We start from the raw sequence: 10721 nt of genomic DNA on the forward strand, positions 1-10721 counted from the left end.
CATCCCGGTAGCCCCTTACTCCGTCCGCAGCCCCGCCGCCAACAGCTCCACAAAGCTGATGTGCTCCTGGGCCACGCCGAAAACCTCCGCGCGCCGCAGGGTCCGCTCGGCCCAGGCGCGGTGCGGCTTCACCTCGTTCATCTTGTTGGTGTACGCCGAGCGCAGCACACCGCCCCCGTCGCGCTGCGGTTCGAGGATGTCCACGGCGTCGCTGTACTCCTCGTGGCTGACCACGGACAGCGCATGTACGGGGGCGACATGCGAAGGGTGGATGCAGGTCTTGCCCTGCAGGCCGTTGGCGCGGTCGAGTTCGATCTCGCGCAGCAGCCCGTCCATGTCGTGCTCGATGAGGGCGGTGCGCAGCGACGACGCGGCGCGGCCGGTGAAGGGGCTGAGGCGCAGCTGCGGCTTGAACATCCGCTCGTGCGGCTTGAAGTACTCCCACACCGGCCCGGTGACCGTGAAACCGGTGCCGTCCGCGCGGCCCAGCATGTTCACCACGTCCGCGATGACGGAGGCGACGAGCTGTACGTCGTACGCCGTCATATCGGGCGCCCGGCGCAGCCCGTAGGCCGAGCACAGGTCGGTGACGCCGAGGCGGAGCGCCAGGACCCGCTCGCGGTGCTTGTCGACGGTGCGGCCGATACCGGCCAGGGTCTCGGTGCGGGTCTCCCGGTGCATCAGCTCGGGCGATTCGAGGACCGGCATCGCGTACAGTTTCCGGCCGCCCAGGGCGTCGGCCGCCTGCGGGGTTTCGGCCGAAATCAGCGCCTCGAGGAAGGGGACGCCGCGCTCCTCGGTGAACTTCGGCAGTACGAATCCGGACAGCAGTCCCGCGGCGGAGCCGAGCCGCCGGACGAGGTCGACGATCTGCTCGGGGGTCCGGATCCGGATGAACAGCAGGGGCAGCGAGAGGTGCGGGCCGCGCGCCGAGAGTTCGCTCAGCTGCCGTACCAGGTTCTCCTCGGCCGCGGGCACCTCGTTGTCGTCTATCGAGTCCTCCAGGCAGAGCACCATGGAGGTAACACCCTGACCTGCCTGTTTGGCGATGTCATCGGCGAGGCGGGGGCGGGTGGCAGGGCTGTAGAGAGTGGCGCCGAGCGCGACGGCGAGCGTCTGGGCCGGAGAGTCCGCGGTGAATTCGCCGGGCTCCCGGTGGAACAGTTCTTTCCGCACCTCGGCGGACAGGTGTCCAAAATGCCGCATAGTTCTCCCCACGCTGCCGTGCCCGCGCTGGCCGCTCCGGCCCGGGTGGTGGCCGATAATCGTACGTGCGGCGATGGGTCAAAAGTTCCCCAAGGGTGTGAAAATCGCGTAACTCATGTGCGTCCACTGCGTGTCCGGGATACTGACCCTTCCACCCTTTCCGATCTTTTCCCGGACCCGCACAGGCCCCCTGCGTTGTCCCAGCCAGGTCCGGGAGGGCAGGATTGCGGCCATGACGCACGCGATGCTGAAGGGATCGAACATCCCGCTGGAGGCCACCGCCGTACGGGCCGTGCTCCGCTGGACTCCCGGCACGGACGTACCCGATGTGGACGCCTCGGCGCTGCTGCTGGGCGCGGACGACCGCGTGCGTTCGGACGAGGACTTCGTCTTCTACAACCAGCCACGCCATCCGTCCGGCCTGGTGCGGCATCTGCCCAAGAAGCGGGTGTCGGAGGGGCTGACGGACACCGTCGAGGCCGATCTGACGGCGCTGGAGCCGGCCGTCCACCGGGTGGTGCTGGCCGCGTCGGCGGACGGCGGCACCTTCGGCCAGGTGACGGACCTGAGCCTGCTGCTGTACGACGCCTCGGGCGGGGCGGACGCGGCACCGCTCGCGGAGTTCGTGGTGACGCCGGAGACCGGCCAAGAGACCGCGCTGCTGTGCGGCGAGCTCTACCGGCGCGGGGGCTCGTGGAAGTTCCGCGCGCTCGGGCAGGGCTATGAGTCGGGGCTGGTCGGGCTGGCCACCGAGTACGGCATCTCGGTGGACGACGGCGAGGGCGGCGGCGAGGACAACGGCGAGGTCGGCGCCGCCCCCGACCCGGGCACGGACGCCCCCGCGAACGGGGCCGGAAACGGAAACGAGGGCCGGCCGGAGTCCGCGCCCGCCCCCGTGCCACCGCCCCCGGCGCCGATCGCCGCTGACACCGGCGCGGCGCCCCCAGGACCCGCCTTCGGGCAGGACTCCTGGGACGACTCCCAGCTGACCCAGCCGATGACGGCGGCGCCCACACCGCTGCCGGCCGGCTACGGCCCCGTACCGCCCCCGCCGACCGCCCCACCGGCCGCCCCGCCGCAGCCCCCGTCACAGCCCGGCTACGGCTATCCGCAGCAGCCCGCATACGGCTATCCGCAGGGCCCCGCCCAGCCCCCGGCGGCGCAGGCGGCGCAATCCGGGTACGGCTACCCCCAGCAGTCGGCGTACGGATATCCGCAGCAGCCCGTGTACGGCTATCCGCAGCAGGTGCAGCGCACCCAGCCGATACCGCCGCCCCCGCTGCCCGACCCCAACTTCACGCTGCCGCCGCAGGGGCCCCAGTTCCAGCACCGCTGAGCGGTCGGCGGGCCGGGCGCCCGGGGCACGCCCCGGCGCCCGGCCACGCCGCTCTCAGACCTTCTCCTTGTAGCCGCGGCCCCACTGCAGCCCCCAGCCGTAGAGCCGGTCCAGCTCCGCCTGGAAGCCGTAGACGTACTTGACCTCGCGGCGGACCAGCATCTCGCCCTTGACGTTCTCGATCAGCACCACGGCGCAGGAGCGGGCCTGCGGGGCGCGCTCGTGGAGCTCGATCTCCACCCGCGGTCCGTTGCTCGGGTAGAGCGTGACCATGCCGTGGGTGCGGTCGAAGGCCGGGGTGCCGTCGTAGATGTAGACGAAGATCAGCAGCCGCTTGATGTCGTCCTTGTGGTCCATGTTGATGTAGATCGTCTCGCCGGATCCGGACCCGAACCGGTCGTCGCCGCTGAGCTTGACGTACGGCGCCTCATTGAGGTTGCCCAGGAAGTTGCCGAGCGGCTGGACCACGCCCTTGGAACCGCTCTGCAGCTCGTACATGCAGGCCAGGTCCAGGTCGACGTTGACCATGGCGGAGCCTTGGGCCTGCACCATCTCCGGTTTGAACATCCGCAGCGGATGGCGCAGCGAGCCGCTCCCCGACCTGTCGTTGAAGTCCGACGTCCGCATCCGCCAGGACAGGTTGATCCGCAGGTTGCCGCTGGCCGCCCCCTGCTTGGTCAGCGAGATGGTCTGGTGCCGCTTGGTCAGCGAAACCACACCCGAGGCGTCACCGCTCTCGAATTCGCGCCACGCGCCCCGTCCCCAGTTGCTCCAGAACGCCATCGTGCGCACCCCCACCAGTCGACTACTCAATCGCCCAACTGCCCGCGGGGCGGGCCGGGAGTCAGGACTCCCGGCCCGCCCCGCTCAGAGCGTTCCTCAAACGGACCCGCGTCACACTCCGGACGTGACTTCCGCCTTGCTCTCGGCGTCCGCGCCGCCCGCCTCCGCCTCCCGGCGGTTGCGCACCACCGAGGACCAGTACGAGGCGCCGATCAGGACCACACCGACCAGGCCGGTGATGACCTCGTTGATCTCGTACTTGATCGTGATCAGCAGGATCGCGGCGAGCGCGCCGATCGCGTAGTGCGCGCCGTGCTCCAGGTAGACGTAGTCGTCCAGGGTGCCCCTGCGGACGAGGAAGACGGTCAGCGACCGGATGTACATGGCGCCGATGCCCAGACCCAGTGCCATCTCGAAGATGTCGTTGGTGACCGCGAAGGCGCCGATGACGCCGTCGAAGGAGAACGACGCGTCGATGACCTCCAGGTAGAGGAACAGGAAGAACGCGGCCTTGCCGGCCAGGCCGACCACCGTGGCGCCCTGGCTGCCCTTCTGGGCGCCGGAGGCCGCCTTCTCGGCCTTCTCCGCCTCCTCGGCTTCCTCGACCTCCTCCTCTTCCTCCTCCAGCTTGTCCTCGAAGTAGCCGGAGATACCGCCCACGATCAAGTAGGTGAGCAGACCGGCGACACCGGCCAGCAGCACCGTGGCGGTCTTGTCGCCGCCGCCGTGGGCCACGTCGGTGGCGAAGGTCATGGCGGTCACGAGGAGCGCCAGCAGGGCGACGACGATCGACAGCGTCTCCAGCTTGCCGAGCTTGGCCAGCGGGCGCTCCAGCCAGCCCAGCCACTTGATGTCGCGCTCCTCGAAGATGAAGTCGAGGAAGATCATCAGCAGGAAAATCCCGCCGAACGCGGCGATCGCCGGGTGTGCGGCGGTGACCAGGTGTTCGTACTTGTCCTTGTTGTTGATCGCCAGGTCGACGGCCTCCAGCGGCCCCATCTTCGCCGTGATGGCCACGATGATCACGGGGAAGACGAGGCGCATGCCGAAGACGGCGATCAGGATGCCGACCGTCAGGAAGATCTTCTGCCAGAAGGCGTTCATCTTGCGGAGGATGCCCGCGTTGATGACCGCGTTGTCGAACGAGAGTGAGATCTCCAGGATCGAGAGGATCCCGACGATGGCGAGCCCCTTCCACCCCCAGAGGACGCCAGCCAGGGCCAGGCCGGCCGCCGTGACGGCGAACGACCAACCAAAGGTTTTGAGGAGCACTTCCTGTCCAATCCCTCTTCGTAAGGTCTCGCCCGCGCTCTTTACGCGGCTTTACGAAACGTTGACCCCGAAGTCTAGAGCGATGCCCCGAAGACCCGACGCGTACCCCTGCCCTACGGCCCGGAACTTCCACTCACCGCCATAGCGGTAAACCTCCCCGAAGATCATCGCCGTCTCGCTTGAGGCGTCCTCCGAGAGGTCGTAGCGGGCCAGCTCGGCGCCGTCCGCCTGGTTCACCACACGGATGAAGGCGTTGCTGACCTGCCCAAACGTCTGCCGTCTTGTGTCTGCGTCATAGATCGACACGGGGAAGACGATCTTGTCGACCTGCGCCGGGACCTTGGCGAGATCGATCAGGATCGACTCGTCGTCGCCCTCGCCCTCACCGGTGAGGTTGTCGCCGGTGTGCTCGACCGAGCCCTCGGGGCTCTTCAGGTTGTTGTAGAAGACGAAGTACTCGTCCCCGAGCACCCGCCCCGACTGGCACAGCAGCGCGCTGGCGTCGAGGTCGAACGGCGCCCCGGTGGTCGAGCGCGCGTCCCAGCCCAGGCCGACCATCACCTGGGTGAGATTCGGCGCGGCCTTGGTGAGGGAGACATTGCCTCCCTTGGCGAGGGTAACGCCCATGGTCCTGGTTCCTCCCCTGGTGTAGCGAAATGCGCATGAAGGCGCGGAGCGCCTCATGCGCCGAGAAGCAGCGCGTCCGGCGCCGCGCTCCTGCCGGTGTGCAGGGACGCGGCGCCGGACGCGCGGGCCGTACGGTGCGTACGCGGAACGTACATACGCGGGTGGTGCTACAGGCGTATCAGACGTTGACGCCGAAGTCCTGTGCGATGCCGCGCAGCCCGGAGGCGTACCCCTGGCCGATCGCCCGGAACTTCCACTCCGCCCCGTGCCGGTACAGCTCGCCGAAGACCATGGCGGTCTCGGTCGAGGCGTCCTCGGTCAGGTCGTAGCGGGCGAGCTCATTGCCGTCGGCCTGGTTGACCACGCGGATGAACGCGTTCCGAACCTGGCCGAAGCTCTGCTGGCGGGTCTCGGCGTCGTAGATCGAGACCGGGAACACGATCTTGGCGACATCGGCCGGCACGCCGACCAGGTTCACCTTGATCTGCTCGTCGTCGCCCTCGCCCTCACCGGTGAGGTTGTCACCGGTGTGCTCGACCGAGCCGTCGGGGCTCTTCAGGTTGTTGAAGAAGACGAAGTTCTGGTCGCTGGCGACCTTGCCTTCGGCGTTGGTCAACAGGGCGCTGGCGTCGAGGTCGAAGTCAGTGCCCGTGGTGGTGCGGACGTCCCAGCCCAGACCCACGGTGATGGCGGTCAGGTTAGGGGCTTCCTTGGTCAGCGAGACGTTGCCGCCCTTGCTGAGGCTGACTCCCACGAGTCCTCCCAAAAAGGTTCGTCAGGAGCACGGTGTGCCCCTTCATTGCTATGCCGGGTGCCGGGGGCGCCCCAGGCGCGGCCTGGGGCGCCCAGGGATCCCATCAGGATCAACGCGTCGATCCTAGTGAGCGGTTCCCCCTCGTCACAGGGTTTCCGTCGGGACAAGGTTTCTGCCGTGACAGGGGTTTCCGTCGTCACAAGGATTCCGGGGCCTTACAGGGTTTCCAGGGCCTTGACGTAGTCGTTGAGGTCCCGGGCGTCGGGGAGGCCGTTGACGACGGTCCAGCGGACCACGCCCTCCTTGTCGATCACGAAGGTGCCGCGCACCGCGCACCCCTTCTCCTCGTCGAAGACGCCGTACGCCCGGCTGGCCTCGCCGTGCGGCCAGAAGTCCGACAGCAGGGGGTACTCAAGACCCTCCTGCTCGGCGAACACGCGCAGCGTGAAGGGCGAGTCGTTGGAGACGGCGAGCAGCTGCACCTCGTCGTTGACGAACTTGGGCAGCTCATCCCGCAGGGCGCACAGCTCGCCGGTGCACACGCCGGTGAAGGCGAACGGGTAGAAGAGGAGGACGACGTTCTTCTCACCCTGGAAGTCGGAGAGCCGGACCGACTCCCCGTGCTGGTTCTTCAGCTCAAAATCGGGGGCCTTCGCGCCGACCTCTATCGCCATGGGTGGCATCCCTTCGCTGGTAGCTGGTGTGGCCTGATTGGCTGGTTTGGCTGGGGTCACCCTATGCGCAGAGCCCCCCTCCGAAGGTTACGGAGGGGGGCTCTCAACAGGGTGTCGCGGGGCCGTACGCCGACGTCGGGACCGCGCGGTGGCGGACCCGCCGGACGGCGACCACCGGGCCGGCCCAGCGCCGGACCGGCTCACGCCGGACCGGCTCAGCGCTTCGACTTCGCGGCTTTCGGGGTGACCAGACGGCTGCCCGTCCAGTCCTTGCCCGCGTTGAAGCTCTTGGTCTGGGACAGGCCGGCGGTGGTCGCGGCCTCGTTGATGTCGCTCGGCTCGACATAGCCGTCACGGCCGGTCTTGGGGGTCAGCAGCCAGACCGGCGCGCCGTCGTCGATCATCTGGATGGCGTCCACCAGCGCGTCCGTCAGGTCGCCGTCGTCCTCACGGAACCACAGCACGACGGCGTCGGCCACGTCCTCGTAGTCCTCGTCGACAAGCTCCTGGCCGGTGATCTCCTCGATGGCCTCGCGGAGCTCCTGGTCGACATCGTCGTCGTAGCCGATCTCCTGGACCACCTGATCGGGCTGGAAACCCAGCCTCACGGCAGGGTTGGTCCGCTCCTCCGCGTGGTCCGCGGTCGCGCTCACGGATTGCCTCCTGTCATCTTGCGTTCATTCTTCAAGTCGTTGTGCGCCACGCGCGTGCGCGGGGCATGGGGCGTAGTCCACACGGGCCGGGCGGATCGCGCAAGTACCTGGCCAGCGATCCCGCCCAAACGTGGGGGGTCCGCCCATACGGCGTGCAACGGAGCATTGGGGGAGTGTCGCCGCAACTCCCATCATGGACGAACAGCCACGAGTGAGTCACATCACTCCAAAATGTCCCGTTTGAACGCGCGTACCGACACGATACGCCGGGTAGGCCTCCCAGGGCCGAACGGGCGTACGCGTACCCGTCCGGGGTGAGCGTATGGTTGCGGTTTGGCCGTCGCACCCCGACGCCCACGCAGCGCCAGTCTCACCACGTGATGGTTACCACCCGGTAGAGGTGACGTATCCCCTACGCGAGGTACACGATGGAGATCGGCGCGACCCAGCAGAGCACGAATCCATTGCGTGCACAGCACGACCGAAAAGCGAAGGAATAGCGTGGCTTCCGGATCCGATCGCAACCCGATCATCATTGGCGGCCTTCCCAGCCAGGTCCCGGACTTCGATCCCGAAGAGACCCAGGAGTGGCTCGACTCGCTCGACGCAGCTGTCGATGAGCGAGGCCGGGAACGTGCCCGCTACCTCATGCTCCGCCTGATCGAGCGCGCCCGCGAGAAGCGCGTCGCGGTGCCCGAGATGCGCAGCACCGACTACGTCAACACCATCGCCACCAAGGACGAGCCGTTCTTCCCCGGCAACGAGGAGATCGAGCGCAAGATCCTGAACGCGACCCGCTGGAACGCGGCGGTGATGGTCTCGCGCGCCCAGCGCCCGGGCATCGGCGTCGGCGGCCACATCGCCACCTTCGCCTCCTCCGCCTCGCTGTACGACGTGGGCTTCAACCACTTCTTCCGCGGCAAGGACCGAGGTGACGGCGGCGACCAGATCTTCTTCCAGGGCCACGCCTCCCCCGGTATCTACGCCCGCGCCTTCCTGCTGGACCGGCTGGACGAGGCGAACCTGGACGCCTTCCGGCAGGAGAAGTCGAAGGCCCCGCACGGTCTGTCCAGCTACCCGCACCCGCGGTCGATGCCGGACTTCTGGGAGTTCCCGACGGTCTCCATGGGCCTCGGCCCGCTCGGGGCGATCTACCAGGCGCGGATGAACCGCTATATGGAGGCGCGCGGCATCGCCGACACCTCCCAGTCGCATGTGTGGGCGTTCCTGGGCGACGGCGAGATGGACGAGCCGGAGTCGCTGGGCCAGCTCTCCCTCGCCGCCCGTGAGGGCCTGGACAACCTGACCTTCGTCGTCAACTGCAACCTCCAGCGCCTCGACGGCCCGGTGCGCGGCAACGGCAAGATCATCCAGGAGCTGGAGTCGCAGTTCCGCGGCGCCGGCTGGAACGTGATCAAGCTGGTGTGGGACCGCACCTGGGACCCGCTGCTCGCGCAGGACCGCGACGGCCTGCTGGTCAACAGGCTGAACACCACGCCCGACGGCCAGTTCCAGACGTACGCGACCGAGACCGGCGCCTACATCCGCGAGCACTTCTTCGGCGACGACCAGCGGCTGCGCAAGATGGTCGAGCACATGACCGACGACCAGATCCTGCACCTGGGCCGCGGCGGTCACGACCACAAGAAGATCTACGCGGCGTACGCGGCCGCCAAGGCCCACAAGGGCCAGCCGACGGTGATCCTGGCCCAGACGGTCAAGGGCTGGACGCTCGGCCCGAACTTCGAGGGCCGCAACGCGACCCACCAGATGAAGAAGCTGACGGTCGACGACCTCAAGCGCTTCCGCGACCGGCTGCACCTGCCGATCCCCGACCAGGAGCTGGAGTCCGGCCTGCCGCCGTACTACCACCCGGGCCGGGACTCGGAGGAGATCCAGTACATGCACGACCGGCGCAAGTCGCTGGGCGGGTATGTCCCGACCCGCGTGGTGCGCGCCAAGCCGCTGCAGCTGCCGGGCGACAAGACGTACGCGACGACCAAGAAGGGCTCCGGTCAGCAGCAGATCGCCACCACCATGGCGTTCGTGCGGCTGCTGAAGGACCTGATGCGGGACAAGGAGATCGGCAAGCGGTTCGTGCCGATCGCGCCCGACGAGTACCGCACCTTCGGCATGGACTCGCTCTTCCCCTCGGCGAAGATCTACTCCCCGCTGGGCCAGACCTACGAGTCGGTCGACCGCGAGCTGCTGCTGGCCTACAAGGAGACGCCGACCGGCCAGATGCTGCACGACGGCATCTCCGAGGCGGGCTGTACGGCCTCGCTGATCGCGGCGGGCTCGGCGTACGCCACGCACGGCGAGCCGCTGATCCCGGTCTACGTCTTCTACTCGATGTTCGGCTTCCAGCGCACGGGCGACCAGTTCTGGCAGATGGCCGACCAGCTCGCGCGCGGCTTCGTACTGGGCGCGACCGCCGGCCGTACGACCCTGACCGGTGAGGGTCTGCAGCACGCGGACGGCCACTCGCAGCTGCTGGCCTCGACCAACCCGGCGGTCGTCGCGTACGACCCGGCGTTCGGCTTCGAGATCGCGCATATCGTGCAGGACGGTCTGCGCCGGATGTACGGCGAGTCCGCCAGCGGCGAAGATCCGAACGTCTTCTACTACCTCACCGTCTACAACGAGCCGATCCAGCACCCGGCCGAGCCCGCCGACGTGGACCGCGAGGGCATCCTCAAGGGCCTGTACCGCTTCAAGGAGGGCGAGAAGGGCGCCATCCCGGCGCAGATCCTCGCCTCGGGCGTGGCGGTGCCGTGGGCGATTGAGGCGCAGCGCATCCTGGCCGACGAGTGGGATGTGAAGGCCGATGTGTGGTCGGCGACCTCCTGGAACGAGCTGCGGCGCGACGCCGTCGAGGCGGAGGAGCACAACCTGCTCCACCCGGAGGAGGAGCAGCGCGTTCCGTATGTGACGCGGAAGCTGGCGAACGCGGAGGGGCCGAAGGTGGCCGTCTCCGACTGGATGCGGGCCGTTCCGGACCAGATCGCGCGCTGGGTGCCGGGCAGCTACCAGTCGCTGGGCGCCGACGGCTTCGGCTTCGCGGACACCCGTGGGGCGGCGCGCCGCTTCTTCCACATCGACGCGCAGTCGGTCGTCCTGGCGGTGCTCACCGAGCTCGCCAAGGAGGGCCGGATCGACCGTTCGGTGCTCAAGCAGGCGATCGACCGCTACCAGCTGCTCGACGTGGCCGCCGCCGACCCGGGCGCGGCCGGGGGCGACGCGTAGCCTCCCTCTCCGGGGCTCCGCCCCGGACCCCGGTCAGCAAAACGCCGGGCGGGCTGGATCTCGCACGAGATCCAGCCCGCCACGCGGTTAACCGCACGGCCCGCCTTTTCCGCGAGCCGGCCGGGCCCGCGGTATCCCCCCCCGGCGCGCGCCCGCCACCACACCGCCCG

The 10721-nt window shown here is 68.5% G+C and carries 9 protein-coding genes; 2 read left to right on the forward strand and 7 right to left on the reverse strand.

Features of this window, described 5'->3' with window-relative positions:
- Positions 1 to 15 precede the first annotated feature (15 nt).
- Entirely contained in the window at positions 16 to 1206 is a 1191-nt protein-coding gene (locus ACH4U7_RS38770) for an HpcH/HpaI aldolase/citrate lyase family protein (RefSeq protein ID WP_398532469.1), read from the reverse strand.
- A 232-nt stretch (positions 1207 to 1438) separates the two neighbouring features.
- On the opposite strand from ACH4U7_RS38770, the gene ACH4U7_RS38775 reads away from it, so the two are divergent.
- On the forward strand, positions 1439 to 2542 hold the full coding sequence (locus ACH4U7_RS38775) for a TerD family protein (protein WP_398532470.1): 1104 nt from the start codon (positions 1439 to 1441) through the stop codon (positions 2540 to 2542).
- Between the two features lie 54 nt (positions 2543 to 2596).
- Here ACH4U7_RS38775 and ACH4U7_RS38780 read toward each other — a convergent pair whose 3' ends face one another.
- From ACH4U7_RS38780 to ACH4U7_RS38805, 6 genes are all read right to left on the reverse strand, one after another.
- Positions 2597 to 3325 (reverse strand): Tellurium resistance, encoded by a 729-nt coding sequence (locus ACH4U7_RS38780; protein WP_398532471.1) that lies wholly within the window; start codon positions 3323 to 3325, stop codon positions 2597 to 2599.
- 111 nt (positions 3326 to 3436) lie between these two features.
- The gene (locus ACH4U7_RS38785; RefSeq protein WP_398532472.1) at positions 3437 to 4597 is read right to left on the reverse strand and encodes a DUF475 domain-containing protein; all 1161 of its coding nucleotides are present in this window, start codon (positions 4595 to 4597) and stop codon (positions 3437 to 3439) included.
- Between the two features lie 51 nt (positions 4598 to 4648).
- Positions 4649 to 5224, reverse strand: coding sequence for a TerD family protein (locus ACH4U7_RS38790; protein ID WP_311722767.1), 576 nt, complete (start codon positions 5222 to 5224; stop codon positions 4649 to 4651).
- 178 nt (positions 5225 to 5402) lie between these two features.
- The gene (locus ACH4U7_RS38795; protein ID WP_398532473.1) at positions 5403 to 5978 is read right to left on the reverse strand and encodes a TerD family protein; all 576 of its coding nucleotides are present in this window, start codon (positions 5976 to 5978) and stop codon (positions 5403 to 5405) included.
- A gap of 215 nt (positions 5979 to 6193) precedes the next feature.
- Positions 6194 to 6652 (reverse strand): peroxiredoxin, encoded by a 459-nt coding sequence (locus ACH4U7_RS38800; RefSeq protein ID WP_398532474.1) that lies wholly within the window; start codon positions 6650 to 6652, stop codon positions 6194 to 6196.
- A 215-nt stretch (positions 6653 to 6867) separates the two neighbouring features.
- Positions 6868 to 7305 (reverse strand): DUF3052 domain-containing protein, encoded by a 438-nt coding sequence (locus tag ACH4U7_RS38805; protein WP_014180045.1) that lies wholly within the window; start codon positions 7303 to 7305, stop codon positions 6868 to 6870.
- A gap of 501 nt (positions 7306 to 7806) precedes the next feature.
- Here ACH4U7_RS38805 and aceE point away from each other — a divergent pair.
- Positions 7807 to 10551: a pyruvate dehydrogenase (acetyl-transferring), homodimeric type gene (aceE, locus tag ACH4U7_RS38810; RefSeq protein ID WP_398532475.1), complete on the forward strand. Its 2745-nt coding sequence runs from the start codon at positions 7807 to 7809 to the stop codon at positions 10549 to 10551.
- The last annotated feature ends 170 nt before the right edge of the window (positions 10552 to 10721 follow it).

Origin of the sequence: Streptomyces sp. NPDC020845 (assembly GCF_044334165.1) — a bacterium.
Classification (GTDB): Bacteria; Actinomycetota; Actinomycetes; order Streptomycetales; family Streptomycetaceae; genus Streptomyces.